The organism is Catellatospora sp. TT07R-123 (assembly GCF_018327705.1).
Taxonomy (GTDB): Bacteria; Actinomycetota; Actinomycetes; order Mycobacteriales; family Micromonosporaceae; genus Catellatospora.
The window spans coordinates 1-23,869 of the sequence record NZ_BNEM01000001.1 but is presented as its reverse complement, the minus strand read 5'-3'; the positions used below and the strand labels follow the sequence as shown (position 1 = coordinate 23,869).

The 23,869-nt window shown below is 73.2% G+C and carries 27 protein-coding genes; 9 read left to right on the top strand and 18 right to left on the bottom strand.

Annotation, left to right across the window (positions count from 1 at the left end):
* Positions 1 to 1,410, bottom strand: a complete 1,410-nt coding sequence (locus tag Cs7R123_RS00135; RefSeq protein WP_244871522.1) for a M1 family metallopeptidase — start codon at positions 1,408 to 1,410, stop codon at positions 1 to 3.
* 198 nt (positions 1,411 to 1,608) lie between these two features.
* Here Cs7R123_RS00135 and Cs7R123_RS00130 point away from each other — a divergent pair, with 198 nt between their 5' ends.
* From Cs7R123_RS00130 to Cs7R123_RS00115, 4 genes are all read left to right on the top strand, one after another.
* Positions 1,609 to 2,547 carry a ribose-phosphate pyrophosphokinase gene (locus Cs7R123_RS00130; RefSeq protein ID WP_212822378.1) on the top strand — a complete coding sequence of 313 codons (939 nt, stop codon included), beginning with the start codon at positions 1,609 to 1,611 and terminating at the stop codon, positions 2,545 to 2,547.
* Positions 2,548 to 2,554: 7 nt separating this feature from the next.
* Entirely contained in the window at positions 2,555 to 3,052 is a 498-nt protein-coding gene (locus tag Cs7R123_RS00125; protein WP_212822377.1) for a hypothetical protein, read from the top strand.
* Between the two features lie 106 nt (positions 3,053 to 3,158).
* Positions 3,159 to 4,052, top strand: coding sequence for an LLM class F420-dependent oxidoreductase (locus Cs7R123_RS00120; protein ID WP_212822375.1), 894 nt, complete (start codon positions 3,159 to 3,161; stop codon positions 4,050 to 4,052).
* A 135-nt stretch (positions 4,053 to 4,187) separates the two neighbouring features.
* Positions 4,188 to 4,784 carry a GNAT family N-acetyltransferase gene (locus Cs7R123_RS00115; RefSeq protein ID WP_212822373.1) on the top strand — a complete coding sequence of 199 codons (597 nt, stop codon included), beginning with the start codon at positions 4,188 to 4,190 and terminating at the stop codon, positions 4,782 to 4,784.
* Between the two features lie 3 nt (positions 4,785 to 4,787).
* Here Cs7R123_RS00115 and Cs7R123_RS00110 read toward each other — a convergent pair whose 3' ends face one another.
* From Cs7R123_RS00110 to Cs7R123_RS00100, 3 genes are all read right to left on the bottom strand, one after another.
* Positions 4,788 to 5,300: a GNAT family N-acetyltransferase gene (locus Cs7R123_RS00110; RefSeq protein WP_212822371.1), complete on the bottom strand. Its 513-nt coding sequence runs from the start codon at positions 5,298 to 5,300 to the stop codon at positions 4,788 to 4,790.
* A gap of 66 nt (positions 5,301 to 5,366) precedes the next feature.
* Positions 5,367 to 5,717, bottom strand: a complete 351-nt coding sequence (locus Cs7R123_RS00105; protein ID WP_212822369.1) for a hypothetical protein — start codon at positions 5,715 to 5,717, stop codon at positions 5,367 to 5,369.
* Positions 5,718 to 5,826: 109 nt separating this feature from the next.
* The gene (locus Cs7R123_RS00100; protein ID WP_212822365.1) at positions 5,827 to 6,801 is read right to left on the bottom strand and encodes a helix-turn-helix transcriptional regulator; all 975 of its coding nucleotides are present in this window, start codon (positions 6,799 to 6,801) and stop codon (positions 5,827 to 5,829) included.
* Between the two features lie 159 nt (positions 6,802 to 6,960).
* On the opposite strand from Cs7R123_RS00100, the gene Cs7R123_RS00095 reads away from it, so the two are divergent.
* On the top strand, positions 6,961 to 7,164 hold the full coding sequence (locus tag Cs7R123_RS00095) for a hypothetical protein (RefSeq protein WP_212822364.1): 204 nt from the start codon (positions 6,961 to 6,963) through the stop codon (positions 7,162 to 7,164).
* 45 nt (positions 7,165 to 7,209) lie between these two features.
* Here Cs7R123_RS00095 and Cs7R123_RS00090 read toward each other — a convergent pair whose 3' ends face one another.
* The 5 genes from Cs7R123_RS00090 to Cs7R123_RS00070 all read right to left on the bottom strand — a co-directional run bounded on the left by Cs7R123_RS00090 (position 7,210) and on the right by Cs7R123_RS00070 (position 11,606).
* Positions 7,210 to 7,794, bottom strand: coding sequence for an ATP/GTP-binding protein (locus Cs7R123_RS00090; RefSeq protein WP_212822363.1), 585 nt, complete (start codon positions 7,792 to 7,794; stop codon positions 7,210 to 7,212).
* The gene (locus Cs7R123_RS00085; RefSeq protein ID WP_212822361.1) at positions 7,775 to 8,158 is read right to left on the bottom strand and encodes a DUF742 domain-containing protein; all 384 of its coding nucleotides are present in this window, start codon (positions 8,156 to 8,158) and stop codon (positions 7,775 to 7,777) included. Before Cs7R123_RS00085 ends, Cs7R123_RS00090 begins: the two co-directional genes overlap by 20 nt.
* 7 nt (positions 8,159 to 8,165) lie before the next feature.
* The gene (locus Cs7R123_RS00080) at positions 8,166 to 8,585 is read right to left on the bottom strand and encodes a roadblock/LC7 domain-containing protein (protein WP_212822359.1); all 420 of its coding nucleotides are present in this window, start codon (positions 8,583 to 8,585) and stop codon (positions 8,166 to 8,168) included.
* A 27-nt stretch (positions 8,586 to 8,612) separates the two neighbouring features.
* Entirely contained in the window at positions 8,613 to 10,883 is a 2,271-nt protein-coding gene (locus Cs7R123_RS00075) for a nitrate- and nitrite sensing domain-containing protein (protein WP_212822356.1), read from the bottom strand.
* A gap of 276 nt (positions 10,884 to 11,159) precedes the next feature.
* Positions 11,160 to 11,606, bottom strand: a complete 447-nt coding sequence (locus tag Cs7R123_RS00070) for a VOC family protein (protein ID WP_212822355.1) — start codon at positions 11,604 to 11,606, stop codon at positions 11,160 to 11,162.
* 109 nt (positions 11,607 to 11,715) lie between these two features.
* On the opposite strand from Cs7R123_RS00070, the gene Cs7R123_RS00065 reads away from it, so the two are divergent.
* Positions 11,716 to 12,222, top strand: a complete 507-nt coding sequence (locus tag Cs7R123_RS00065; protein ID WP_244871521.1) for a GyrI-like domain-containing protein — start codon at positions 11,716 to 11,718, stop codon at positions 12,220 to 12,222.
* A gap of 8 nt (positions 12,223 to 12,230) precedes the next feature.
* Positions 12,231 to 12,710, top strand: a complete 480-nt coding sequence (locus tag Cs7R123_RS00060) for a GNAT family N-acetyltransferase (RefSeq protein ID WP_212822350.1) — start codon at positions 12,231 to 12,233, stop codon at positions 12,708 to 12,710.
* Between the two features lie 59 nt (positions 12,711 to 12,769).
* Here the strand turns inward: Cs7R123_RS00060 and Cs7R123_RS00055 are convergent, their stop codons facing one another.
* The 9 genes from Cs7R123_RS00055 to Cs7R123_RS00015 all read right to left on the bottom strand — a co-directional run bounded on the left by Cs7R123_RS00055 (position 12,770) and on the right by Cs7R123_RS00015 (position 22,056).
* Positions 12,770 to 13,879 carry a serine/threonine protein kinase gene (locus tag Cs7R123_RS00055; protein WP_212822349.1) on the bottom strand — a complete coding sequence of 370 codons (1,110 nt, stop codon included), beginning with the start codon at positions 13,877 to 13,879 and terminating at the stop codon, positions 12,770 to 12,772.
* Between the two features lie 61 nt (positions 13,880 to 13,940).
* Complete coding sequence (locus Cs7R123_RS00050) at positions 13,941 to 16,049, bottom strand: amylo-alpha-1,6-glucosidase (RefSeq protein ID WP_212822348.1); 2,109 nt, start codon at positions 16,047 to 16,049, stop codon at positions 13,941 to 13,943.
* Positions 16,046 to 16,426 (bottom strand): SCP2 sterol-binding domain-containing protein, encoded by a 381-nt coding sequence (locus tag Cs7R123_RS00045; RefSeq protein ID WP_212822343.1) that lies wholly within the window; start codon positions 16,424 to 16,426, stop codon positions 16,046 to 16,048. The genes Cs7R123_RS00050 and Cs7R123_RS00045 overlap by 4 nt, the downstream gene beginning before the upstream one ends.
* A 316-nt stretch (positions 16,427 to 16,742) precedes the next feature.
* Positions 16,743 to 17,522, bottom strand: a complete 780-nt coding sequence (gene surE / locus Cs7R123_RS00040; RefSeq protein WP_212822341.1) for a 5'/3'-nucleotidase SurE — start codon at positions 17,520 to 17,522, stop codon at positions 16,743 to 16,745.
* Positions 17,519 to 18,514: a 1-phosphofructokinase family hexose kinase gene (locus tag Cs7R123_RS00035; protein WP_244871520.1), complete on the bottom strand. Its 996-nt coding sequence runs from the start codon at positions 18,512 to 18,514 to the stop codon at positions 17,519 to 17,521. The genes surE and Cs7R123_RS00035 overlap by 4 nt, the downstream gene beginning before the upstream one ends.
* A gap of 29 nt (positions 18,515 to 18,543) precedes the next feature.
* Positions 18,544 to 19,356: an SDR family NAD(P)-dependent oxidoreductase gene (locus Cs7R123_RS00030; RefSeq protein ID WP_212822336.1), complete on the bottom strand. Its 813-nt coding sequence runs from the start codon at positions 19,354 to 19,356 to the stop codon at positions 18,544 to 18,546.
* 21 nt (positions 19,357 to 19,377) lie between these two features.
* Positions 19,378 to 20,184 carry a trehalose-phosphatase gene (gene otsB / locus Cs7R123_RS00025; protein WP_244871519.1) on the bottom strand — a complete coding sequence of 269 codons (807 nt, stop codon included), beginning with the start codon at positions 20,182 to 20,184 and terminating at the stop codon, positions 19,378 to 19,380.
* A gap of 32 nt (positions 20,185 to 20,216) precedes the next feature.
* On the bottom strand, positions 20,217 to 21,287 hold the full coding sequence (locus tag Cs7R123_RS00020; protein ID WP_212822333.1) for an AAA family ATPase: 1,071 nt from the start codon (positions 21,285 to 21,287) through the stop codon (positions 20,217 to 20,219).
* Complete coding sequence (locus tag Cs7R123_RS00015) at positions 21,274 to 22,056, bottom strand: RNA ligase family protein (protein WP_244871518.1); 783 nt, start codon at positions 22,054 to 22,056, stop codon at positions 21,274 to 21,276. The genes Cs7R123_RS00020 and Cs7R123_RS00015 overlap by 14 nt, the downstream gene beginning before the upstream one ends.
* Before the next feature lie 115 nt (positions 22,057 to 22,171).
* Between Cs7R123_RS00015 and Cs7R123_RS00010 the strand changes: the two genes are divergently transcribed.
* Both Cs7R123_RS00010 and Cs7R123_RS00005 read left to right on the top strand, forming a co-directional pair.
* Entirely contained in the window at positions 22,172 to 22,519 is a 348-nt protein-coding gene (locus Cs7R123_RS00010; protein WP_212822329.1) for a GlsB/YeaQ/YmgE family stress response membrane protein, read from the top strand.
* 137 nt (positions 22,520 to 22,656) lie between these two features.
* A complete protein-coding gene (locus Cs7R123_RS00005) occupies positions 22,657 to 23,754 on the top strand; it encodes a sulfite oxidase (protein WP_212822322.1) in 1,098 nt (365 codons plus the stop codon).
* Positions 23,755 to 23,869: the final 115 nt, after the last annotated feature.

The window sequence follows — 23,869 nt, the reverse complement described above, 5'->3', positions numbered from 1 at the left end:
TCACCGCTGCGGGCGGCCGGTCTGGTAGAGCCACGCGTCGAAGAACCCGGACAGCGGCTCGCCCGCGACCTTCTCGGCCAGCGCGGTGAAGTCGCCGGTGGTGGCGTTGCCGTCGCGGTGCTGCTTGGCCCAGGTACGCAGGATGGTGAAGAACGCGTCGTCGCCGACGTGGTCGCGCAGTGCCTGAAGCGTCATCGCGCCGCGCTGGTAGACGCTGCGGGAGAACATGTCCTCGCGGCCCGGGGCGCCGGGCGGCACCGTCCAGATGCGGTTGTCGGGGTCGCGGTAGAGCCGGTCGAAGCGCTCGCGCACGGTGGGGCCGCCCTCGTGCTCGCCCCACATCCACTCCGCGTACGTGGCGAAGCCCTCGTTGAGCCAGATGTCGCTCCACTGGGTCAGCGACACGCTGTCGCCGAACCACTGGTGGGCCAGTTCGTGGGCGATGGTGACGGTGTCGGGGCCGCGCCGGAACGTGTCGGCGGGGTAGATGGGCCGGGTCTGGTTCTCCAGGGCCTCGTCGACGCGCTGGTCGTCGACGACGACGCCGCCGTAGGAGTCGAACGGGTACGGCCCGAACCACTGCGCCAGGAACGTGGCGATCTCCGGGGTGCGGGCCAGGGCGGTGTCGGCGTCGCCGCCGCGCACGCTGTCGGCCACGGCGGTGAACACGGGCTTGCCCTCGTACTCGCCGCTCACCACGCGGAACTTCCCGATGGCCAGCATCGCCAGGTACGGGGCCATGGGGGCGGTGACCTCCCACCGCCAGCTGGTCCAGGTGCCCTCGGTGGCCTGCCCGGACGGCACCCCGTTGCTGACGGCGGTCAGGCCGGTCGGCACGGTCACGTCGATGGTGTAGCGGGCCTTGTCGCGGGGGTGGTCGTTGACGGGGAACCAGGTGCTGGCCGAGGCGGGTTCGCCGACGGCCACGGCGCCGTCGGCGGTGCGGAAGAAGCCGCCGGTGCCCAGGTCGCGGTCCTCCAGCGGGGTGGGCACGCCACCGTACGCGACCGTGGTGACGAACAGCTGGTCGGCGGCGAGCGGAGTGGCCGGGGTGACGATGAGCTCGTCGCCGTCGCGGCTGGTGACGGCGGGGGCGCCGTCGACGTCGACCGCCGTCACGGTCAGGCCGTGCAGGTCGAGGTGGAACTCGGTGAGGGCGCGGGCGGTGGTGGCCGTGATCGCCGCGGTGCCGTCGAGGCGGCCGGTGGCCGGGGCGTAGCGCAGCTTCAGGTCGTAGTTGGCGACGTCGTAGCCGCCGTTGCCCGCGGTGGGCAGATACGGGTCGCCGACCCCGGCCGGGTCGAACGTGGTGGTCTCGGGCGGCGCCAGGCGCGGATCGGTGCTGAACAGCGGCCTGCGTGCCGCCGGGGCGCAGCCCCCGGCACCGAGCAGGGCAACCGCCGCCGCCATCGCCGCCCACCTACGCATCGCCACCGCGCCCCTCCCGTGTCCTGACACCACGGTAACCGGACAAAGTGGGGCACATAGCCCAGTCCGCCACGACCCGCCGGATCTTGCGAGCGGCTCGCGCCGTCCCGGCGCCCCGGCCGGGGTACGCGGCCAAGCCTACCGGCCGGTCCCGACTGTCGATCATTTACCATGCCACTTGTGCGGGACATCGCGGTCTTCAGTGGCAGTGCTCACCCCGAACTCGCGGCGGAGATCTGCGCCCATCTCGGGGTGCCGCTGCATCCCGTACGCGTCTCGCGGTTCGCCAACGACTGCCTTGAGGTGCAGCTGGGCGCCAACTGCCGCGAACGTGACGTCTACCTGGTGCAGCCGCTGGTCCCGCCGGTGCAGGAGCACCTGGTCGAGCTGCTGCTGATGCTCGACGCGGCCCGGGGCGCCTCGGCGGGGCGGATCACGGTGGTGATGCCGCACTACGCGTACGCCCGTTCGGACAAGAAGGACGCCCCGCGCATCTCCATCGGCGGCCGCCTGGTCGCCGACCTGCTCAAGCAGGCCGGCGCCGACCGGGTGCTGGCGCTGACCCTGCACTCGCCGCAGGTGCACGGGTTCTTCAGCATGCCGGTCGACCACCTGCACGCCCTGCGGGAGCTGGCCACCCACTTCGGCCAGTACGACCTGACCGACACCGTCGTGGTCTCGCCCGACCTGGGCAACGCCAAGGAGGCGGCCGCGTTCGCCCGGCTGCTGGGCACACCGGTGGCGGCGGGGGCCAAGCAGCGCTACAGCGACGACCGGGTGCAGATCAGCGCGATCATCGGCGACGTCGCGGGCAAGCACGTGATCGTGCTGGACGACGAGATCGCCAAGGGCAGCACCGTGATCGAGCTGATGGAGCACCTGCGCGCGCTGGACGTGCGGTCGATCCGGCTCGCGTGCACGCACGGGCTGTTCTCCAGCGACGCGCTGGAGCGGCTCAGCGGGCAGCCCGGGGTGCTGGAGATCGTGTGCACGAACTCGGTGCCGATCGCCGCCGACAAGCGCGTGCCGAAGCTGAAGGTGCTGTCGATCGCCCCGGCGCTGGCCGAGGCGATGCGGCGCATCCACAACGGCGAGTCGGTCAGCGCCCTGTTCGCCTGAGGCCGCCGTGGCAGTCGAGCTCGTTGCGGGCCATGGCGTCAGGATCGACGGCTTCCCCGACCTCACCTACGGACTGACCGGCGCCGAGGTGTGCGACCTGGTCGAGCGGCGCACGCGGCTGCACCGCACCTGGGGATGCGGGCTGACCTGGTCCTTCGGCTGGCACCTGGACGGCGTCAGCGTGCAGGCGGGCGGCGGCCCCGACCGGCTGGCCGACACGTTCGCCGTCAGCCGACGCACGGTCTTCTACCGCGCCGGACGCGAAGGGCTTGCCGCCCACGAACCGGTCGTGTTCGCGGGCGTCGACGTGTTCGAGTGGACGGCCGAGGAGGTCGTCGCATGCCTGCGGTCCGACGGCCATGAGGTGTCCGAGCGCACGCAGATCGTCCGGGTCGGTGCGGAGCTGTGCCTCTACCGCTGGGACGGGCCGGGCAGGCCATTCACCGACGCCTGGCTCAGCCGGCCGTACCCGGACGACCCCGACGCCCCGCAGTACCGCATCTGACGGCCGCGGCGGCGCGGGCCGCATCTGGCCTCGTCGCAGTATCGCTGCGGGTACGGTGTCGTCGGCGGTTCCACACGCGACACGGCGGCACACAGGGGGACTTCGGATGCGAATCGGCGTACACATTGTCAACTTCGCCTTCCCGGGCGGCACCGCGGCGATCGGGCCGACCCTGGCCCAGGCCGGGCAGGCCGCCGAGGCGGCCGGGCTGGACAACGTGTCGGTCATGGACCACTACCTGCAGATGGAGGGCATGGGCCTGGGCGAGCCCGACGCCCCGATGCTGGAGGGCTACACCACGCTCGGGTTCCTCGCCGGGCAGACCAGCACCGTGGAGCTGCAACTGCTGGTCACCGGGGTCACGTACCGGCATCCGGGCCTGCTCGCCAAGATCGTGACGACGCTGGACGTGCTGTCGGGCGGCCGGGCCGTGCTCGGCATCGGCGCCGCCTGGTACGACCGCGAGCACGCCGCCTACGGGGTGCCGTTCCCGGCGCTGTCGGAGCGGTTCGAGCGGCTGGAGGAGACGCTGCGCGTCGTGCGCCAGATGTGGAGCGACGAGACCGGCCCGTTCGAGGGCCGCCACTACCGGCTCGCCGAGACGATCAACTCGCCGCAGCCGGTGTCGCGCCCGCACCCGCCCATCATGATCGGCGGGATGGGGGAGAAGAAGACCCTGCGCCTGGTCGCGAAGTACGCCGACGCCTGCAACCTGTTCGCCGGTCCGCAGGCCGGACCCGACCTGATCAAGGGCAAGCTCGACGTGCTGGCCGCCCACTGCGACCGCGAGGGCGCCGACTACGGCCGCATCCGCAAGACCATCACCTGGACCGCCCGGCTGGCCCCGGACGCGGCCGACAGCGCGGACTTCCTGCGCCGCATGGCCGACTTCGCCGCGATCGGCATCGACGAGGTCCACGTGATGCCGTACGGCACCGACCCCGTCGGCTACATCGAGTCCCTGGGCCGCCACATCGTCCCCACCCTCCACACCCTCTGACCCGCGCCTCGGAGCGCGCCAGCAGCGAAGTCGCCGGGCGATCGGGGGAATGAACGGCCCTCATCCCCCCGATCGCCCGGCAACTTCGCGGCATTGATCTTGACAGGGGCGGGTGGAGCCGGGAGAGGATGAACCGTGAGGGCTACCCTGTCGACGCCGCCGACCATTCCCGCGGGCACGCTGAGCGCTGTCGCGCAACCGCTGCTGCCGGGCCCGGGTGAGCTGCTGCTGCGCCCGTGGGAGGCCGCCGACGTGCCGGTCTTCCTCGCCGCGTACCAGGATCCCGCGATCCGGACCTGGCACACCCGCCAGCCCCGGTCCGAGGACGACGTGCGCGCCTGGTTCGCCCAGTACGAGCAGGCGTGGGCGCAGGAGACCGGCGCGAGCTGGGCCGTCACCCGCGCCGGGGGCGAGGTGCTGGGGCGCATCGCGCTGGGCTCGCTGAACCTCGACGACGGCGACGCCGGCTGCGGGTACTGGGTGCTGCCCGCCGCGCGCGGCGCCGGGGTGGCCACCCGCGCGCTGGCGGCGCTGAGCGCCTGGGCGCTGGGCGAGGCCGGCTTCCACCGTCTGCACCTGGACCATTCGACCCGCAACCACGCCTCCTGCCGGGTCGCGGTCAAGGCCGGGTTCCCGCTGGAGGGCACCATGCGCAGCGCCGCCGTCCACGCCGACGGCCGCCACGACATGCACCTGCACGCCCGGGTGCGGGGCGACGAGCTGCCCGGCTGAGCCTCAGCGCGGTTGCGGCGAGGCGGCCAGCCGGGCGTACTTGACCATCAGGGGGCGCAGGCCGCGGCGCTCGTACACGCGCTGCGCGGCCAGGTTCGTGGCCAGCGCGCCGATGTACAGGTCACCGATGCCCAGCTCGTCCAGCCGCACGTCGACCCCGTCCAGCAGCCGGGTGCCCAGCCCCTGCCCCCGGTGTGCGGGCGCCACCGACAGGGTCTCCAGCTCGGCGATGCGGTCGCCGGACACCCAGCTGTCGTCGGGGCCGTCGAACACGTGCACGAACGCGTACCCGACCGGCTCACCACCGAGCTCGGCCAGCAGCACGAACGAGCCCGGCTCGGTGATCCACTGCCGGTACAGCTCGCGGCGCAGCCGCCACGACCGGTCGTCGTCGTACATGGCCAGGTGGGGCGCGACGCTGCGGTGGTGCTGGTGCAGCGCGATCCACAGCGGCCCGAGCGCGTCGACGACCTCCGCGCCGGCCAGCCGGATCACCGGTCCGCTTCCCGTGTTCACGGTCCCACGGTACCCAGCGGCGCCGCGCGGACGCCGCCGAATCCCGCGCCCCACCCGGCCCGGAGGTCACTCCCAGGCGTAGCGGCAGTTCAGGGTCATGCCGGTGTTGACCACGGTGCCGTTGGACCGGGTGTAGGTCACCCCGATCGAGAACCGCAGGCTGGCCGCGCAGGCCCCGTACACGCCGTTGAGCCCGTCGAACGCGAGCACGTGCGAGCCGTTGTACTTCCACACCTGGTTGCTCAGCGGCAGCGCGTCCTCGATGTGGCAGGTGTAGTGGTAGTTGCCGCCGGACTCGCAGTCCAGCAGCCCGGCCGGGTTGAGCCGGGCACTGGCCGGCGCGGCCGCGGCCAGCGCGGCGGTGGTGGCGAGCAGGGTCGCGGCGACCCCGGCGCCGAGGCGGGTCAGGTTCCGCATGTGTCTCTCCTGTCAGGATGAAGATCGGTGCGAGAACCGAAGCTAGCCCCGGCCGCGGGGCGCCGGTAAGGCCTGCGCCGCAGCACAAACCGGCGATGGCACCAACACGTCACTCGGCTGCGGGCACCCAGCCGCGGCGTACGGCGTGCACCCCGGCCTGGAACCGGCTGTCTGCCCCCAGCCCCTCCACGGCCGAGGAGATGAGCCGCCGCACCGTACGCACCGACAGCCCGAGCCGCCGCGCGATCGCCTCGTCCTTCTGCCCCTCGCCGAGCAGCGCCACGATCCGGTGCAGCCGCTCGGTGTCGGACTCCCAGTCGCGGCCCGGTTCCAACGGCTGCGCCGAGCGCCACAGCTGCTGGTACAGCATGATCAGCGGCTGGACCAGGGCGGCGCTCTTGAGCACCAGCGCGCACCGGCCCGGCCGGTCCAGGTCGGCCGGCAGCACGGCCAGCTCCCCGTCCACGATGAACAGCAGCAGCGGCGGGTCCGGGTGCAGCCGCACCTCGTCCCCGGCGGCGACCGTCTCGGCCAGGTACGCCCGCATCGGCGCGTCGGTGGCCGCCTCGGTCGCGAACACCGACCGGCTGCGTACGCCACGGGCCCGGCTGACCTGGTCCATCGCCCGGCTGGCCGCGATCGCCCGCGCCGACGGCGCCGGTCCCGGATTGACCGTCCACACCTCCCGCCGGGCGCCGGTCGCGATCTGGTACAGCCGCGATCGCACCGCGTCGTCGCCCGTGACCTGCTCCAGCAGGTCGCCGAAGGCCTCGCTGCGCCCGCCGACGAACTCGGCGACCATGTCGCCGACCCCCTCGCGCAGCCCTGCCAGCGCGGCCCGCCGCGCCTCGATCGCGGCCTCCTCGCGGGCGATGAGCAGGTCCATCGCCCGTTCGGGCGGCTCGACGCGCAGCGACCCGTCGGCCGTGGCCGTGACGAGCCCGCGCTCGGCCAGTTCGGCCAGCGCGGGCGCGGCGGCGGCGTCCAGCGCGCGGTCCAGGTCCGCGCGGGTCAGGCCGGGAGCGGTCAGCAGCATCCGGTACGCGGATTCGGCGAGCCGGGACACCCCGAACGTCTCGAACATGCGTCTCAGCTCCGTTGCCCAGTCCGCCGATGATCGATGGAACGATACCCAAGGATGGCCACAAGTGGACATGGCCACTTCGAGCACCGCCGCACGCCTGCGGCGCGGGCCGCGCGGGCACATACTCGCGACGACGGTTTCGGGGTTCGAGGAGGGGCGATGCCGGGACGACGGCGTAAGGCGATCGCGGCGGTGCTCGCCGGGCTGGTGCTCGCGGTGGCGACCGCGCTGGCGGCGGGGGCGATGCCGTCGTACGCCGACACCGAGGACCAGCCCTGCCCGCCGCCGCAGCCCGGCGCGAAGCAGACCCCGCCGCCCTGCATCCAGCCCTGGATCTGGCCGGACGGCCGTCCGTATCCCTGACCGGACCGCGGCGGGCGCCCCGCCGGGCGCCCGCCGCCTGGCGTCTCACGCTCCGGACAGCACGTGCTCCACGAGGCGGACCAGCACCTGCTTGGAGGAGTCGCGGCGGCGGGCGTCGCACAGCAGCACCGGCACCTGCGGCTCCAGGTTGAGCGCCAGCTGCACGTCGGCCGGGGTGTACTGCTCCCCGTCGTCGAAGCAGTTGACCGCGACCACGAACGGCGTCTGCCGCTGCTCGAAGTAGCCGATGCTGGCCCAGCTGTCCTTCAGCCGCCGGGTGTCGGCCAGCACGACCGCGCCCAGCGCACCCAGTGACAGCTCGTCCCACACGAACGAGAACCGCTCCTGGCCGGGCGTGCCGAACAGGTACAGCACCAGGTCGTCGCTGATGGTGATCCGTCCGAAGTCCATCGCGACGGTGGTGGTGTTCTTGGCCTCGACCCCGGACAGGTCGTCGATGCCGACCCCGGCGTCGGTGAGCAGCTCCTCCGTGCGCAGCGGCAGGATCTCGCTGACCGACCCGACCATGGTGGTCTTGCCGACCCCGAAGTGCCCCGCGATGAGGATCTTCACGGCGGTGGGCAGGGTGTACGTCATGTCGGCCGGGATGTCAGAGAGCGCGGAGTCCATGGATGACCGCCTGGAGGATGGGCCGGTTCGGCGTACCGAGGTCCGGCGCGGGGGATCTGGTGGCGATGAGCTGCTGGGCGAGCAGATCGCCCAGCAGCACCTTGACGGTGCCCGCCGGCAGGTCGAGGCGGGCGGCGAGCTCGGCCACCGATACCGGCAGCTGGCAGCACCGCAGGATCTGCTCGGCCTCCGGCACGGTGCCGTCGTGCGCGGCGGGGGACCGCAGCGCCATCACGATGGAGATCAGGTCGAACGCGCCCCGCGCCGGGCGGGTGCGGCCGGAGGTCATCGCGTACGGCCGGACCGTCGGTCCGGCGTCCTCCTGGGCCCACCCGCCGCCGGCGGGGGCGCTGCTGCCGTCCATGCGCCGGTCAGCGGGCCTGCACCGAGGGGGCGCGCATCGGCGTGGTGATGTACTGCCCGACCCGCACGACGAGCATCTCCATCTCGTACGCGGCGACGCCGACGTCGATGCCGGTGCCGGTCACCACCGCCAGGCAGGCGCCGTTGCCCGCCGAGGTGACGAACAGGTACCCGGTCCCGAACTCGATCATCGTGCGGCGTACGACGCTGTCGCCGAAGTGGCGGCCCGCGCCCCGGGCCAGGCTGCTCATCCCGGCCGCGGCTGCGGCCAGGTGCTCGGCGTCGCCGCGCTCCAGGCCCCGCGAGGCCGCGACCAGCAGCCCGTCGGTGGACAGGATCACGGCGTAGCGGGCTTCCACGACGCGGTGGACGAGGTCGTCGACCAGCCAGGCTAGGTCGGCGTTGGCGGTGGCTGTCTTGTCGGACATGGCTCGACTTCCTGTGGGGAGGGACGGTCAGCCGGCGGCGGGTCCGGACCGCTCGGCGCGCTCGCGGCCCTGCTGGACCGCGTTGACGTAGGCGGCCAGGAACCGGCCGACCTCTTCCGGCGTGCGACCGTTCGGGTACGCGGCCGCCGCCTTTTCCAGTTCGTGCAGGTCCCGCGGTCGCGGGATCAGGCCCGGCGGTGGTGGCGCCGGGTGCTTGGGGCGTTTGTCCCGCCAGGGCAGCCCGGCGGGGGTGTACGCGGTGTCGGGTGCGGGCGCGCCGGGCAGCGCCGGGGTGCCGCCGGGCGGCGTGTCGGCGCGTACGGCGTCGGCGGCGGGCACGTCCCGCAACGGCGGGGCGACGGCGGTGGCCGCCGCGACGGTGGCCAGCAGCCGCTCGTGCGGCCGGTCGGTGCCGGTGCCGTCGCCGCCCAGGAACGCCTCGTCCACCAGCACTGCGGCGATGACGCCGTCGCCGGCCGAGCGGCGCAGCCGCACCTCGATGCGGTGGCGCTGGGCCAGGCGGCCCACCACGTAGAAGCCGAGGCGGGCGGCGGCGGCGAGCTGGAACTCCGGCGGGTCGGCCAGCTGCCGGTTGGCCTCGGCCAGGTCGAGATCGGTCATGCCCAGGCCCCGGTCCTCGATCTCGATGAGGTACCCGGTGGGCACGGCGCGGCCGGTGACCACGACGACCGTGGTCGGCGGGGAGAACGACAGCGCGTTCTCCATCAGCTCGGCCAGCAGGTGGATCAGGTCCCCGACGGCCCGCCCGGCCACGGCCGCGGTGTCGGCCGAGCGCAGCCGCACCCGGGGGTAGTCCTCGACCTCGGCCAGCGCGGCCCGGATGACGTCGATCAGCGGCACCGGGCCGCCCCAGGTGCGGCTGGCGGGCACCCCGGCGAGCACGATCAGGTTCTCGGCGTTGCGGCGCATCCGGGTGGCCAGGTGGTCGATGCGGAACAGGTCGGCCAGCTCGGAGTCGGTGACGGCCTGGCGTTCCATGTGGTCGATGAGTTTGAGCTGGCGGTGCACCAGCGCCTGGATGCGGTGGGCGAGGCTCAGGAACACGTCGCGTACGTTGCGCCGCAGCGCCGCCTGGTCGACGGTGGCCTGGATCGCGGTCTGCTGCACCTCGTTGAAGGCGTGCCCGACCTGCCCGATGTCGTCGGCCCCGTACGCCAGCGGCGGCGCGGCCTCGGCGACGTCGACCTCCTCGCCCAGCCGCAGCCGCTCCACCACCCGGGGCAGCCGCTGCTGCGCCAGGTCCAGCGCCGCCACGCGCAGCTCGGCGAGCTGGTCCTGCAGGTTGCGCAGCGATCGGATGGTGAACCGGATCGACGCGACCACCGCGACCAGCCCCAGGCCCGCGGCCAGCACCAGCCGGACGATGATCCAGATCGCGGCGCCCCGGAACCGGACCACGGTCAGGTCGGCCAGTTTCAGCACCAGCGTGCGCAGCGCCTCGATCGCACCGGTGGTCGCGGCCCGCCACGTGCCCGCGTCGGCCGACGGCGCCGCTCCCGGCCGGGCCGACATCAGCTGCTCCTCCAGCAGGCGCAGCCCGGCCAGTTCGGGCCCGCCCAGCAGCTTCTGGTACTCGCCCCGGTCGGGCATCGGCAGCCGGTCGGCGACCTGCCGGGACAGGTACCGCTGGGCGCCGACGAGCTGGGTGAGCGCGGCCCGGTCGGTCTCGCCGAAGCGGTTCGCGCCGATGACCCCGGCGACCACCGCGTCCTCCCGCGAGATCATCTCCTGGCTGTGGGTGAGCAGGACCAGCGTCGAGGTGTGGTAGATGACCTCGGAGTCGTCCCAGGCGGTGTAGGTGTCGTACACGTCGAAGCCGAGCTGGGTCAGGCCGGTGAAGTAGTCCGTGGTCGCGATCCGGTCCACCCGGCCGGCGTCCAGCGCGGCCCGGTGCGTCCGCAGCGTGTCCAGGCCCGTGAGCAGGTCGGCCAGGCGGGCGTCGCTGGCGGCGCTGGTCGACCAGCGCGCCGCGGTGCCCTCCAGCGCGTGCCGCAGCTTCGCCACCGCCTGATCGGTCGTGGCGCGCGCGGCCTCCAGCGCGGTACGCGACCCGGCCGTGCCCGCCGCGGCGTAGGCGGCCGACTCGCGCCGCTCCTCCTGCACCGCCGCGATCAGCGCCTCGGTCGGCTTGGCGACCTGCTGCTCCAGCGTGGCCAGCCATACCAGGCTGACGCCCTCGCCCACGGTGACGTAGGCGGCGAACGCCCACAGCGCCACCAGCGACGCCAGTACGGCGACGATCTTGTTCCGGAGACCGGGGTTGCGCGGTCTTCTCATGGCACCCGCTCATGCTCGGAGGCACGCATACGCCTGTCCCGGCGGGGCAGGCGCCTTCACTACTCGCCCTCCGCGCGGCGACTGCCTGCGAAGCGCGACCGGTCCGACACCTGACGTGAATGAACGTCGCACGAGTAATAGCAACGGGCCTCCCCCCGGCATCGCACCGCCAGTGCGACGCCGCCAAACCTCAGCCCCGGGGACCGCCGCCCACGACACAGGGCGTACGCCCGACTCCACCGTTCGGCCGTACGCCCTGTCGAAGGCGCTGTCGTCTCAGGACACGCAGAACTCGTTGCCCTCCGGGTCGGCCATCGCGATCCACGAGTGCGGACCCTGCTGCCCGTCCCACAGCCGCTTCGCGCCCAGCTGCTCCATCCGCGCCGCCGTGACCTCCTTGTCGACCCCCTCGAAGTTCACGTCCAGGTGGAACCGGTTCTTGGCCGTCTTGCCCTCCGGCACCACCTGGAAGATCATCCGGGACCGGACCGGGGAGCCGCGCCCGTTCACCGGCGCCTGCGGATCGCGGATCGCCGCGGCCGTGCTCCACACCAGCTCGCCGTCGAGTGTGATCACGTCGGCTGGGGTGGCGTGCCCGGCGTCCAGCATCTGCTTGATGAAGTCGCCGTGCCGCTCCACCTCCCACTCCAGCGCCTGCGCCCAGAACCGGGCCAGGGCGTGCGGGTCGGCGCAGTCGACCGAGATCTGAAAGTTCGCTGCCATGCCCGCGACGCTACCGCCGGGGGCTGACACACCAGCGGTTCGACCGCAGATCGCGCGCCACGCCTTCCGCCGCCCTGCGCGGTGCGGGCCCGGACCGCACAATGGAGCCGTGACCTCGACGCCGCCGGTGCACCCGGCCATCACCGACCGGGCCGCTCAGCCGTACGCGGGAATCAAACGGACCGTCACCATGCACTCCATCCCGGAGATCGCCGACCGCATCCCCGAGATCATCGGCTGGCTGGCCGCCCGCGGCATCGCCCCGGCCGGGGCGCCGTTCCTCAAGTACAACCTGATCGACATGGACCGCGAGCTGGTGATGGAGGCGGGGGTCCCGGTCGCGGCCGAGATCACCGGCGAGGGCGACGTCTTCGGCGCGGTCCTGCCCGCCGGACGGTACGTCACGGTGATCCACCACGGTCACCCCATGGAACTGGTCGGCGTCACCGGAGCCCTGCTCGACTGGGCCCAGCAGCAGGACCTGCGCTGGGACATGACGCCCACCGCCGACGGCGAGCGCTGGACCAGCCGCCTGGAGAGCTACCACACCAACCCGATGGAGCAGCCGGACATGAACGAGTGGGACACCGAACTGGCCTTCCGCCTGGCCGACTGAGCAGCCACATGGTCATCCGCCCCATCGCCGCGTCGGATTTCGTCGCAGCCCGGAAGCTGTTGGACGACACCTTCATGAGCGAGGGGTACACCCCGGCCCATCATCGCAGTCTGCTCCTGGACGTGGCCGGACGCAGCGCTGCTCCGCACACGTGGACGCTGGTGGCCGCCGACGGGCACGGACTGCTCGGACATGTGGTCGTGTGTCGGCCGCCGAGTCCGCTGGTCCACCTCGCCCACCGCGGCGATGCCGAGATCCGGCTGCTGGCGACCGCACCGGACGCGCGCCGCCGCGGCATCGCCACGGCACTGGTCACCGCCTGCCTCGACCGCGCTCGCCACGCCGGATGTCACCGCGCTGTCCTCGCCACCCAGGCACCGATGCTCACCGCGCAGCGCCTGTACACGCGTCTGGGCTTCCAGCGCGTCCCCGGATGCGATCAGACCTGGGAGGGCCGCCGGCTTCTGGCATACGAGCTCGCCCTGTAGGCCGACGGACCCGGCCGCGCCGTGTCGGGGTCCGGACGCGTGCGCCGCCCGGCCCGCCGTTAGGCGGTGGTGGGCTCGGCCGGGGACACCGGCTGCGCGGGCACGGTCAGCTTCGCCGTCAGCTGGGTCAGCGTGCTGGCCAGCTGCCCGACCTGGCCGGTCAGCTCGTCGACCCGGGCCCGCAGCGCCGCCGCCTCAGCCTGGGCGCCGTCGCGCTGGGCGGTGAGCACCGTGACCTCGGTCAGCCGCTGCTGGGCCTGCTGCTGCGCTTTCTGATCGGCCAGCGCCGCCGCGGACTGCTGCGCGGCCAGTGCGGTGCGGAGCTGGGCCAGCTCGGTCCGCAATTCCTCGACCTGGCGCGCGGACTCCTGCCGTATCGCTACGGTCTGGGCCTCGGCCGCCGTGGTCTGCTGCTGCGCCCGGGTCAGCTCGACCTTCAGACCCTCGGCCTCCCGCCCGGCCTCCTCGGCCGCGGCCCGGGCCAGGTCGAACGCGGCCTGCACCTGGTCGGCGGCGGCGCGGGTGGCGTCGCGGTCGCGGTATGCCTCCTGCCGCAGCGCCTCGGCGGCGGCGTGGTCGCGGCGGGCCTCGTCCCGCTCGGACCTGGCCGCCTGCGCGGTCTCGGTCGCGGCGGCCGCGGCGGTGGCCGCCCGTTCGGCGCGTTCGCGCTGCTCCTCGGCGTTGGCGCGGGCGGCGGCGACCTCGGCCTCGGCCGCGGCACGGGCCTGCTGGACCTGCTGCTCGGCCTGCTGGCGGGTCTTCTCGGCGGTGTCGTTCGCCTCGCGGACCTGCTTGGCGGCCCGGTCGGCGTCTCCGCGCGCCTCGTCGCGCTCGGTGTGCGCGACGGCGACCTGGTTGGCCGCCTCGGCGCGCACCTCGGCGAGCTGCCGTTCCACCCCGGCGGGCGACAGCTCGACCTCCAGGGCCTCCATGAGCGTCTCGGCGACCTGTTCGAGCCGTTCGACCACCTCGTACGCCTTGGCGACCTGCCCGGCCAGGCCGGGGGAGTTGCGGTGGCGCAGCCGCGAGTTGCGCGCGGCCGACTGGCAGATCCCGTCGTTGTCGCGGCAGTAGCGGAAGGGACGCCCGGCGGCCGCGCGCTGCGGCACGGGTTTGCCGCAGTGGGCGCAGGGCCGGGTGAGCTCGGGGTCGGCGTTCGCAGTGGACATCGCAGCGCAGCGTAGCCTGCCGCGCCCGCACCTGCCGAGCAGGCGGCGGCAGCGGCGCGTCCTACTGCTCGCGCCGGGCGACGACGTCCTCCAGGCCGGACAGCTGTGGGCGCAGTTTGCGGCGGTCGGTGGCGCGGACCTGGACGCGGCCGCGGCCGTACGCGTCGCGCCGCCCCCAGCGGCCGGGCACGTCGAGCAGCGCCAGGTGCCCGATGCCGACGGGCAGGGCGGGGTCGACGACGAGATGGTTGCCGACGGCCTGCAGCCCGAGCATGGTGCCCAGCAGCAGCAGGGGTGTGCCGGTGGACCACGCCTGCGGGCTGCACGCGGTCGGGTACGGGACCGGGTACTTGGTGATGTCGCGGTCGTAGCCGCAGAACGCCTCGGGCAGGCGCCCGTCGAAGTACTCGGCGGCGTCGAGCATGCCGGCGGCCAGGCGGGCGGCTTCGTTCTTGTAGCCGTAGCGGCGCAGGCCCCAGGCGATGAAGGAGTTGTCGAACGGCCAGACGGTGCCGACGTGGTAGCCGACGGGGTTGTAGCGCTCCTCGCCTTCGGCCAGGGTGCGGATGCCCCAGCCGGAGTACAGGCGGGGGCCCATGAGGTGCCCGACGACGGCCTTGGCGCGGCCGCGGTCGACGATGCCGCTCCACAGCAGGTGGCCGATGTTGGACGACAGGGTGTCGACCTTGGTGCCGTCGGCGTCGAGCGCGAGCGCGTAGTACTGGCCGTCCTCGATCCAGAAGTCGCGGTTGAAGCGCTCCTTGAGGTCGGCGGCCTGCTGTTCGAGGCGGTCGGCGAGCTCGGGGTCCTTCCACACGGTGCGGGCCAGGCGGGCGGTGCGCACCTTGGCGTCGTAGGCGTAGCCCTGCAGTTCGCAGGTGGCGCGCGGGAAGCCGGGCAGCCGGCCGTCGCGGTAGGAGATGGAGTCCCAGGAGTCTTTCCAGCACTGGTTCTCCAGGCCGGTCTCCTTGTTGCGGCGCTCGTACCAGATGTAGCCGTCGCCGCGCAGGTCGGCGTATTCGTCGATCCAGTTGAGCGCGGCGCGGGCCTCGTATTCGAGTTGCCTGACCAGGACGGTGTCACCGGTCCAGCGCTCGTATTCGTCGAGCAGGATGAGGAACAGCGGAGTGGAGTCGGCGGAGCCGTAGTAGGGGGAGTGGGGCCGTTCCTCGAAGGCGGTGAGCTCGCCGTAGCGCATCTCGTGCAGGATCTTGCCGGGATCCTCGTCGCGGAAGTCGTCGATGCGGCTGCCCTGGCGGGCGCCGAGTTCGAGCAGGGTGGTGGCGGCCAGGGACGGTACATAGGGCAGGGCCTGGAGGCTGGTGAGGATGCTGTCGCGGCCGAACATGGTCATGAACCAGGGCAGGCCGGCGGCGGGCAGGCAGCGGACGCCGGAGGTCATGGGGGCGAAGCGCAGGGCGGCGAGGTCGATGAGGCTGCGCCGATAGGTGTGCTTGAGGGGTTCCCAGTCGCATTCGAGTTTGGGTGCGTCCTCCATCCAGGCGGCGAGGTCGGCTTCCATGTCGCGGCGGGAGTGGGGCTGCTGCTTGCTGGAGACCAGGCGCTGGTGTTCGGCCCAGCCCCACATGCTGTGGGAGACCCGGATGTCGGTGGTCCACGAGCCGTGGGCGGGGACGTGGACGGTGTAGGTGATGCCCTGGTCGTCGAGGGCGGCGCCGTCGGTGATGATCAGGGTCTCGCGGCGGAAGGTCTCGCGTTCGTAGCCGAGCAGGAGCTGGTTGTCGGTGATGCGGGTGTAGTACTTGCCCTTCTTCTTGAGGTGGTCCTTGACCTCGAACAGGTCGGCGAAGTCGGAGGCGGCGTCGATGCGTACGGTGAGGTCGGCGGCCTGTCCGGCGTGGTTGATGATGGTGAGGGTCTCGCGCAGTCCGTCGACGACGGCGCGGCGGCGGATGACGGACATGGTGGCGTCGACGTAGACGGTGCCGGTGGCCGGGACGAGGAAGAACCGGCTCTCGAAGTAGTGCAGGTCGTCGGTGGACAGCGGGGTGAGGCGCTGTCCGTTGACGGTGAGGATCCACTTGGACAGGAAGCGGGTGTCCCAGGAGAACAGCCCGTTGGGTTCGTCGGGGTGGGCGTCGATGTCACCGCGGGTGTCGCTGACGACGAAGGTGTTGCCGTCGAGGGTGCGTACGCTGCCGATGCTCATCGGGTTCGCCTCCGGCTGCCGGTGGGTGCGGGTTGCTGGTCCGGTTGGGGCGGGCGGCCGGGGAAGAGCCGTTGCAGCATGACGACGAGCTGGAGTTCGCCTTCGACCTCGACCTGGCCGCGCAGGGAGGCGGCCATGGTGTTGACGTGGCCGGTGACGATGCCGTCGAAGATGGCGCGCTCGACCCGTACGACGCAGTCGGCGTGGTGGGTGCCCCGGGTGACGTCGACGCGGCCGCGGTCGATGCTGGTGTACCAGTGCTCGGTGCGGCCGGTGCCGGTGAGGTCGAACCGGATGGTGCCGGTGGTGGTCTCCAGCAGCGGATGGCTGCCGCGGGCGGCCAGTTCGGTGAAGAACTGCTCGGTGGGGTCGGTCATGGTGTTACCCCCTCGCGGCACCCGGGGCTGGTCGCCCTCATCCTCCCAATGTCGGCGTGTCGGGGGGCGGATTCCGGCATTTGCTGCGGTCGGCCGGGCCGGGGCGCGACGATGGATGTGTGCTGTGGGTGCCGTTGGTCGCCGTGGCGGCGTTGGCGGCCGGACCGCTGACCGGTCCGACTCCGGCGCCGTCTCCCCTCCATTCGCCGTTCCGTCCGGCGGTGGCGCAACCTTCTCATCAGCCGCTCCGCCCGGCGGTCGCGCGGCCGTGGCCGCCGCCCCGTCCGGGCGATGTGCTGCCCGCCCTGGCCGGGGGTCAGTGGTGGGTGGCGGCGAGCAGGTGTGCCAGCCCGGGCAGTTGGACGGGCGCTTCGCCCAGCGGCTGGATGGGCGTGACGGTGGCGTAGCCGTCGGCCAGTAGCGCGGTGTCGGTGCCGGGTTCGAGGCGGTTGCTGGTGTCTTCGAGAGCGGTGCGGACGTAGCCGGTGCCGCGCTCGGCGATGCGCATCTGGACCTGACCGAAGCGGCCGAAACGTGCGCGGCAGATGCCGTTGATGTCGGTCGTGGGGCGGTTGGGGACGTTGAGGTTGAGGATGGTGCTGTCGGGCAGTTCATCGAGTATGTCGATGAGCGCGAGCGCGAGGCGGGCGGCGCTGTCCCAGTAGTGGGGGTCGGCGTCCTCCTCGGTGTCGAGAGAGACGGCCACCCCGCGACAACCGGCGGCGGCGGCGGTGAGTGCGGCGCCGACGGTGCCGGAGTGGAGTACGGCGTGGCCGGTGTTGGCGCCGCGGTTGATGCCCGACAGGACGTGCTGCGGCGGATCGCCGAAGGCGCCGTGTCCGGCGAGCAGGGCGGCCATGGCGGGGGTGCCGGTGACGGCGTACGCGGGGACGCCGGGCAGGCCGGGCAGGGTGCGTTCCTCGATGAGGACGCGGCCGTCCTTGGCGACGGCGCTCATGGCGGCGCTGGCGCCGCTGGAGTCGCGGGCGGGGGCGGCGACGACGACGTCGAGGCCGTGCTGGGCGGCGGCGGTGGCCAGGTGGTGCAGGCCGGGGGCGTCGATGCCGTCGTCGTTGGTGATGAGTGTGCGGGTCATGGGTGTCTGACCTTTCCGGCGAGTTCCTGCGGGGTGGTGTGGCCGCTTTCGGGGTGCTGGGCGCCGGGCTGGTCGGGTGGGGCGGTGAGCTGGACGGAGTCGAGCAGGCGGGTGATGGTGTCGGCGCGGCCGGTGCCGAGGCCGTGGCGGGTGACGTTGAGGGCGCCGGCGGCGGCGCCGGTGCGTACGGCGGTGGGCAGGTCGCCGCCCTGGGCGAGGACGGCGGCGATGCCCGCGGTCATGGAGTCGCCTGCGCCGCGGTGGTCGGCGGGTTCTAGCTGGGGAAGCTGGATCTGGAGGATTTGCTGGTCGAGGAGGGTGAGGGCGGGCTTTTCGGCGCGGCTGACGATGATGTTGGCGGCGCCGTCGGTCTGTAGGCGGCGCATGGCGGTGACGAGTGAGGTGGTGTCGTCGTCGGGGCTGCGGCCGTCGTTGAGGAGTTCCTCGTGGGAGACCTTGAGGACGTCGAGGGTGCCGGCGAGGGCGGCGTCGAGGTAGTCGCCGGACAGGTCGGCGATGACGGTGGTGCCGTTGCGGCGCAGGTCGGCGGCCAGCCGCCGGTAGGTGTCGGGGGGCAGGACGCGGGGGTCGGCGACGCCGGTGAGGACGGCGACGCGGGCTTGGAGGCCTTCGGCGAGGGCGAGTCCGTAGAGCTCGTCCTGTTCATGGCGGGTGAGGGTGTGGCCGGGGGCTTGGGCGAGCTCGGTGCGCGGGCCGTCGCGGCGGTCGTGGACGTAGGCGCCGTTGCCGCCGGTGGTGTCGGTGGCGGCGAGGGGGAGTCCCTCGGCGCCGATGAGGGTGCGTACGACGTTGCCGGTCTCGTTCCCGAAGGCGCTGACAAGCCGTACGGGCACCCCGAGGGAGTTGATCATGCGGGCGACCCAGACACCTTGGCCGCCCGCGTGCAGGTGGATCTCGTCGTCGTCGCCGTTGCGCTCGATGGTGACGGTGAGCTGCGGTGATGGTGCGAACACCATGACGCTGTCGGGCATACGGGTGTCGTACCCCGGCCGAGGTTGGATCAACCCCGGACGGGCTGGGACTCCGCGGGGGTGAGCGGCGGCGGGAACCTGACGTCGGGTGCCGGGCTGCCGTCGGGCATCAGCGAGGGCGGCAGGGGCGGGTACTCGTAGCGCAGCGGGGGCTGGCCGGGGATGAGTGCCCAGGCGTCGCCGGTGCCGCCGGCGTCGATGACGTGGCCCATGGCGGCGGCGACGTCGTCGGGGGTGATGAGCGGGTAGCCCTGGTCGGCGAGCAGCGGCCGCAGGACGTCGAGCATGGGGGTGTCGACGAAGCCGGGGCACAGTGCGTTGGCGGTGATGCCGCGAGTTTTGAGGGGGTTGGCCAGGGCGCGGATGAAGCCGAGCACCGCGGCCTTGGTGAGGGTGTAGAGGGGGTTGGCGTGGCTGGGGTCGAGCGTGGCGAGGGTGGAGGTGACGACGATGTGGCCGCCGCGGACGCTGAGCGCGGGCAGGGCGGCGTCGACGCCGAAGACGACGCCGTCGACGTTCACGGCCATGGCGCGCCGGTAGCGTTCGAGGTTGAGGGGCTCGGCGGCGCGTTGACCGGCCGGGATGCCGGCGTGCAGGCAGATGAGGTCGAGGCGGCCGTGGTCGGCGAGGATGGTGTCGACGGCGGCCAGGTTGGCGTCGCGGTCGCTGACGTCGAGGGTGATGGCGCTGCCGCCGACGGTCTCGGCGACGCTGGTGGCGGCGGCGAGGTCGAGGTCGGCCAGGACGGGGTGGTAGCCGCGTTTGGCGAGGTGCCGTGCGAACGCGGCGCCGATGGCGCCGCCGCCTCCGGTGACGAGCGCCACGGGCGTGTCGTGGGTCATCGACGCATCATATGGTGTCGATCATCGGGTGCGCACGGTGGAGATCGACCTGGCGGCGAGCTGGAGCAGGGGTACGAGGTCGGCGGGGTTGTCCAGGACCAGGTCGACCCAGTCGGCGACCTGGTCGCCGGTTTCGGGGTTGTGGACGCCGACACAGAAGGCCGTGAAGTCGGGGTCGGCGTGCATGCGTTTGTCGAGGACCTGCAGGGCGGGCAGGTCGCCGAGGTCGTCGCCGAAGTACCAGGCGCAGGTGAGGTCGGTGGTCGTGCGCGTGATGACGTCGCCCTTGTCGCGGCGCACGGGGGGCTTGAGCTCGACGACCATCCGGCCGGGCAGGGCGGTGAGGCCGTGCTCGGCGGCTTTGAGGTGACACCAGTGTTCGATGTGGTCGCGCAGGTGGGGCGCGGTGCGGTAGTGCAGGGCGACGGAGAGTCGCTTGTGCTCGACCAGGATGTCGGGGTCGAGGTCGGCCATGGCCTGGCGGGCGACGGTGTCGATGGCCGGGATCCAGGGGATGACCTCGGGGTCGGTCCAGATGGTGCCGTGCTCGTCGGTCGACTCCATGCCGTAGAGGCCGTAGAGGCGGACGGGCAGGTGGCCGAAGTGGCGCTGGAGGAAGCTGACGGGGCGGCCGGAGACGATGGCGGTGGTGTGGACCAGGGGGGCGAGGTCGGCGATGGCCTCGACGGCGCCGGGGACCGGGGTGACGGCGGCGGGGTCGGTCTGGATGCTGGACAGCGTACCGTCGAAATCGAAGAAGAATCCGCAGGTTTGGGCCCTTTCGGCTGCTATGCGTAGTGCTCCGGTAACCCTCTGCGACTCGATCACCCGCCCACTGTAGGCCACCGCCACCCTGAGGATCACGTGAAGTGATCCATCATTCCTGTATCGATCCGGTGCACGGCATGCGCTTCGGTGATGTCCGGGGCCTGCCACCGGGCGGCCATCCGGTCCCACGCCGCCTGCGGCACCACGGCGGCGCGGCCGCTGTTGCGGACCCGCACCACCTGCGGCGGCGCCTCCAGCGCCACGACCTCGACCCGGGCCCGGTATGCCGCAGCCAGCCCGATGCACCCGTCGCGCTGCCGCCGGGTCACGTTGGTGGCGTTCCACACGAACGGCTGCCCGGCGCGCAGCAGCCGCCGCGCCTGCTCGTACGCCGCCGCGACCACCGTCCCCTGGTCGCCGGTCGGCGCGACCCCGAGCCGCAGCCGCAGCTCGTCGAGGCTCACCACCGGCTGGCCGGGCCGGTTCCGGGCGGTCCAGAAGTCCTTGCCCACCCCCGGCAGCCCCGACAGGACCGTCACCACCGCGCCGGTGTCGTCGTGGGCGGCGTAACGCGGGTCGCGGCCCGGGGTGCGGAAGTACTGGAACCGGGCGTGGTCGGACGCGAACGGCCACGCCGCGTCCAGCACCCCGAGCTCGGCGCAGTACTCCTCGAACAGCGCCACCTGCTCGTCCCCGGCGCCGCGGGCGCGGGCGAGCAGCGCCAGGTCGGCGTTGGACGCCAGCAGCGACACCCGCAGCACGGTCCGTTCCAGGTCCGGATCGTGCATGGCCCGCAGCGGCACCTCGTGGTGGCGCACCAGCGCCGCGACGTGCTCACGCCAGGCCGGTGCGGCGCCCAGCTCCCACAGGGTCCGCCGCGCCACCAGGTCGGCGCGGCGGCCGTGCCCGTCCTCGGCCCGGTCCGCTGCGGCGACCTCCAGCAGCAGCACCGCCGCCAGCAGCGGCACCTGCCGCAGCCGCGGCAGCTCCCACCACCGCGGCGAGCCGGTCAGGGCCTGGACGGCCGCGCGGGCACGCACGGCGTCGCCCGCACCCGGACCGAGCCCGGCCGCGGTCCGCAGCCGCGCGAGCAGGTCGGCCACGGCACCGGAGTCCGCCTGCCCACCGGGGCCGGGCGGGCACAGCCCGTCAAAGGCCTGCATAGAGCGCCTCCGGGTCGGCGAGCCGGTTGGCGACGATGGGCCGGTCAGCCCAGTGCGACCCGGACTCGGCCACGGCCTGGGCGAAACCGGCCCGCACCCACTTGTACCGGCCGAGGACCTGCCCGCCGGACTCGGCTCTGAGGTAGACGCCCTCCATCAGGTCCGAGCCGTCGGACTCGGCGGCCGCCACGGCCGGGTCGACCCCGGCGTCGGCGGCGGCGTGTGCCAGCGCGGCCCGCCAGCCGGGGGTACGGCACGTCGACGGCCCCACCAGCGCCGCGACCTGCCGCGCCGACGTGAACACCTGCTCGGCCAGCACCGGGGCGCTGGCGACGGGCACCCCGGCGAGCAGGTCCCGGCGGGCCGCGGTGTCCAGGAACCGGCCGGTGGCCGTGTCCAGGACGTCGAATTCGCAGAAGTAGTGCGGCAGCGCATCGTAGAAGACGGTGTGCTTGGCGTACAGCCATTCGCCGTAGCAGACGTAGCGGTCGCGCAGCCGGGGCCACAGCAGCGGCGCGACCGTGGCCGCCCATGACTTGAACAGCGTGAACTGCTGTTCACGCTGGCCGCCGGACAGGTAGTGGCCCCGCGACTGCAACCGCGGCCGGCCGTCGGTGCCGAACGAGACGCCGACGTTGGCGCCGTCGAGTTTCTCGCACACCACGACCCGCTGCCCGGCCAGGGCCGACAGCGGCACCTGCGCCAGGTCCTCGTCGCCGGGCTGCAGCCGCGACCCGGCCAGGTGCGGGGTACGGGGGAACTTGAACACGGCGACATTCCTACCGCCCGCACCCCGCCGCCCGCACCCCGGTTTCGGCGGCACCGGCGCGAAACCGGTGCCGCCGGACGGGATTAACGCCGCGGCGTACGGGTAGAAGCGGCCCATGACGGCAACCGGTATCCTCTCCGCACTCCTGATAGGAGTCCTCATCGGCACCCTCGGCCGGCTGGTCCTGCCCGGCCGGCAGAACATCGGCGCCGTCGCGACCGTCGCGGTCGGCATCGTGGCCGCCCTGGTCGGCGGCTGGGCGTCACGGCGGCTCGGCTGGGACGACAACGCCGGCGCCCGCTGGGACTGGGACTGGATCGGCCTGCACCTGACCTGGAGCTGGGCCACCCTCGGCGTGCAGCTCGCGTTCGCGGTGCTGGGCATCCTCGCCTCGATGGCGCTGACCCGCACCTGGGCCGCCGACGACGACCGGCCCGTGCGCCGTCGCCGCCGCAGCGCCTGACCCCGCCTCGCCTGACCCCAAGCCGCCCGACCCCGCGCCCCCGGCCCTCCTCCCCGAGCCGGGGGCGCGCCCGTGCCCGCAGCACCGGATGCGAAGCTGGAACCGCAGACAGCCCGCACCCGACAGGGGAGCATCCGATGGACCTCGACCAGATCAGCCGCCCCGGCCGCGTCGCCGACACCGACGAGGCCATCTCCGCCGAGGAACTGGCCCTCGCCGCCCGCAACCACGGCATCCCGCTGGAGGCGCTGCGCTACGACCTCACCCCGCCCGGCCTGCACTACCTGCTCATCCACTACGACATCCCGCTGGCCGACGCCGAGACGTGGCAGCTGGCCATCGGCGGGCGCGTCGCCCGGCCGACCACCGTCACCCTGGCCGACCTGCGGGCCCGGCCCGCGACCACGGTCCGGGTCACGATGGAGTGCGCCGGCAACGGCCGCGCCCGGCTCCAGCCGCGGCCGGTCAGCCAGCCGTGGCTGGTCGAGGCAGTCGGCACCGCCGAATGGACCGGGGTGCCGCTGCGGGACCTGCTCACCGATGCCGGGGTCGACCCCGGCGCCGTCGACGTCGTGTTCACCGGCGCCGACCACGGGATCGAACGCGGAGTCGAGCAGGACTACCAGCGGGGACTGTCGCTGGCCGACGCGATGGCGCCGGAGGTGCTGGTCGCGTACGCGATGAACGGGCAGCCGCTGCCGCCACAGCACGGCCACCCGGTGCGGCTGGTCGCCCCCGGCTGGTACGGCATGGCGCACGTCAAGTGGCTGCGCGACATCACCGTCACCGACACCCCGTTCACCGGCTACCAGAACGCCGTCGCGTACCGGCTGCGCCACCAGCCCGGCGACGACGGCGACCCGGTCACCCGGATCCGGCCCCGGGCCCTGCTGGTGCCGCCCGGCTTCCCCGACTTCATGTCCCGTACCCGGGTCGTCGACGCCGGAGTCCACCTGCTGGAGGGCCGAGCCTGGTCCGGGCAGGCACCCGTCACCGCGGTCGAGGTGTCGGCCGACGGCGGCCGCACCTGGGCCGCCGCCGACCTCGAACCCGACACCGGGCACCGGTGGGCGTGGCGGCGCTTCACCCACCGCTGGAGCGCCGCACCCGGCCGCCACCAGCTCACCGCCCGTGCCCACGACGCCACCGGCGCCGCCCAGCCCGTCGGCCAGGACTGGAACCGCGGCGGGTTCGCCAACAACGCCGTCCAGCTCGTCGACGTCGTCTGCCGGTGACCGGACAGCCGCTGGCAGGCGGCAACGTCACCGGCGCCGTCCGGATCGGGTCCCGGGTCCACCGCGACAGCGCCGACGGCTACGTTCACGACCTGCTCACCCTGCTGCATCCGCG

Excerpts from the sequence above, each read along its gene's own strand:
- Cs7R123_RS00135 (WP_244871522.1), bottom strand. The coding sequence starts at position 1,410 with ATGGCGGCGGCGGTTGCCCTGCTCGGTGCCGGGGGCTGCGCCCCGGCG.
- Cs7R123_RS00120 (WP_212822375.1), top strand. The coding sequence starts at position 3,159 with ATGCGAATCGGCGTACACATTGTCAACTTCGCCTTCCCGGGCGGCACC.
- Cs7R123_RS00105 (WP_212822369.1), bottom strand. The coding sequence starts at position 5,717 with ATGCGGAACCTGACCCGCCTCGGCGCCGGGGTCGCCGCGACCCTGCTC.
- Cs7R123_RS00100 (WP_212822365.1), bottom strand. The coding sequence starts at position 6,801 with ATGTTCGAGACGTTCGGGGTGTCCCGGCTCGCCGAATCCGCGTACCGG.
- Cs7R123_RS00095 (WP_212822364.1), top strand. The coding sequence starts at position 6,961 with ATGCCGGGACGACGGCGTAAGGCGATCGCGGCGGTGCTCGCCGGGCTG.
- Cs7R123_RS00090 (WP_212822363.1), bottom strand. The coding sequence starts at position 7,794 with ATGGACTCCGCGCTCTCTGACATCCCGGCCGACATGACGTACACCCTG.
- Cs7R123_RS00085 (WP_212822361.1), bottom strand. The coding sequence starts at position 8,158 with ATGGACGGCAGCAGCGCCCCCGCCGGCGGCGGGTGGGCCCAGGAGGAC.
- Cs7R123_RS00080 (WP_212822359.1), bottom strand. The coding sequence starts at position 8,585 with ATGTCCGACAAGACAGCCACCGCCAACGCCGACCTAGCCTGGCTGGTC.
- Cs7R123_RS00075 (WP_212822356.1), bottom strand. The coding sequence starts at position 10,883 with ATGAGAAGACCGCGCAACCCCGGTCTCCGGAACAAGATCGTCGCCGTA.
- Cs7R123_RS00070 (WP_212822355.1), bottom strand. The coding sequence starts at position 11,606 with ATGGCAGCGAACTTTCAGATCTCGGTCGACTGCGCCGACCCGCACGCC.
- Cs7R123_RS00060 (WP_212822350.1), top strand. The coding sequence starts at position 12,231 with ATGGTCATCCGCCCCATCGCCGCGTCGGATTTCGTCGCAGCCCGGAAG.
- Cs7R123_RS00055 (WP_212822349.1), bottom strand. The coding sequence starts at position 13,879 with ATGTCCACTGCGAACGCCGACCCCGAGCTCACCCGGCCCTGCGCCCAC.
- Cs7R123_RS00050 (WP_212822348.1), bottom strand. The coding sequence starts at position 16,049 with ATGAGCATCGGCAGCGTACGCACCCTCGACGGCAACACCTTCGTCGTC.
- Cs7R123_RS00045 (WP_212822343.1), bottom strand. The coding sequence starts at position 16,426 with ATGACCGACCCCACCGAGCAGTTCTTCACCGAACTGGCCGCCCGCGGC.
- surE (WP_212822341.1), bottom strand. The coding sequence starts at position 17,522 with ATGACCCGCACACTCATCACCAACGACGACGGCATCGACGCCCCCGGC.
- Cs7R123_RS00035 (WP_244871520.1), bottom strand. The coding sequence starts at position 18,514 with ATGCCCGACAGCGTCATGGTGTTCGCACCATCACCGCAGCTCACCGTC.
- Cs7R123_RS00030 (WP_212822336.1), bottom strand. The coding sequence starts at position 19,356 with ATGACCCACGACACGCCCGTGGCGCTCGTCACCGGAGGCGGCGGCGCC.
- Cs7R123_RS00020 (WP_212822333.1), bottom strand. The coding sequence starts at position 21,287 with ATGCAGGCCTTTGACGGGCTGTGCCCGCCCGGCCCCGGTGGGCAGGCG.
- Cs7R123_RS00010 (WP_212822329.1), top strand. The coding sequence starts at position 22,172 with ATGACGGCAACCGGTATCCTCTCCGCACTCCTGATAGGAGTCCTCATC.
- Cs7R123_RS00005 (WP_212822322.1), top strand. The coding sequence starts at position 22,657 with ATGGACCTCGACCAGATCAGCCGCCCCGGCCGCGTCGCCGACACCGAC.